General features: G+C 62.6%; 1 protein-coding gene. It reads left to right on the plus strand.

Annotated features, from left to right (window positions below; translation table 11 throughout):
- Nucleotides 1-803: hypothetical protein (locus tag EZI54_RS24710; protein WP_165495874.1), on the plus strand; the 803-nt coding region annotated here is incomplete at its 5' end.
- Nucleotides 804-1087: the final 284 nt, after the last annotated feature.

A 1087-nucleotide genomic window follows, 5' to 3' on the forward strand; every position in this document is an offset into this window, starting at 1 on the left:
CCGATGTGCTGGCGACGGGGGTGCTGCTGTTCATCGGGCTTTATGGCTGGCGACGGGGACTGCACGGGCTGGAGCGGCTGGAGGAATACTCGGTGACCATCAAGCTGGCTATCATCGCCTCGCTGCTGGCGGGGCTGATCTACAACGACGGCAGTCACGGTTACGATCTGTCCGACCTTCCGCTGCCGGCCACCGGTGTCTGGGAAGGGCTGCGCCAGTTGGCCGGCATGCTGCTGATCGTGCAGGGCTTCGAAACCTCCAAATACCTGGCCTCCACCTACGACGCGCCCATGCGGAGCCGCTCGATGCTGTTCGCGCAGATCCTGGCGGGCGTGATCTACGTGGTGTTCGTGGCGCTGTCGATGCCGCTGATGGCCCAGTTTGCCGGGATGGCGCCGAACGAAACGGCGATCATCGACCTGTCCCGGGACATTACGGTCGTGCTGCCGCTGATGCTGGTGGTGGCCGCCGCCATGAGCCAGTTCAGCGCGGCCATCGCCGATACCATCGGGGCCGGCGGCGTCGCCGAGGAAGAATCCCGGGGCCGGCTGCCCGCGCGGGTGAGCTATCTCGTGATCGCCATTTTCGCCGTGGCACTGATCTGGAACAGCAACATCTTTGAAGTGGTTGCCCTGGCATCCCGCGCCTTTGCGTTCTATTACATGCTCCAGGCGATTTCCGCGGCGGTTCTGGCGGCTAAGGTGGCCACGGGCCGTCGGCGCCAGTTCCTGATGATGTCCTATGGCGCCCAGGCGCTGGTGCTGTTGCTGATCGTGCTGTTTGCGATGCCGGTGGAAGGGTGAGTGAACCGGATCCTTCCACCGGCCCACAAACACGAGCTGACCGACGTCATTCACTGCATTTGCACACGATTCCCGATTTTATTACCGTGCCGTGACACCTGCCCGACCGCGGATCGGTTCTCCAGAGCAGGCAGGATTTCGCGCAACGGATTTGCGCTGACCCAGCACCCAAGGAAATGGACATGCAGATTAAACGCCCCCGGGATCTCGAACTCAGGGATCTCCCCCGTATCGAATCGCCAACGTTTGCCCCGAGCAATCTTCCACTCAACACCGATCTCGCC

The sequence above is a fragment of the Marinobacter halodurans genome (assembly GCF_004327985.1).
Taxonomy (GTDB): domain Bacteria; phylum Pseudomonadota; class Gammaproteobacteria; order Pseudomonadales; family Oleiphilaceae; genus Marinobacter_A; species Marinobacter_A halodurans.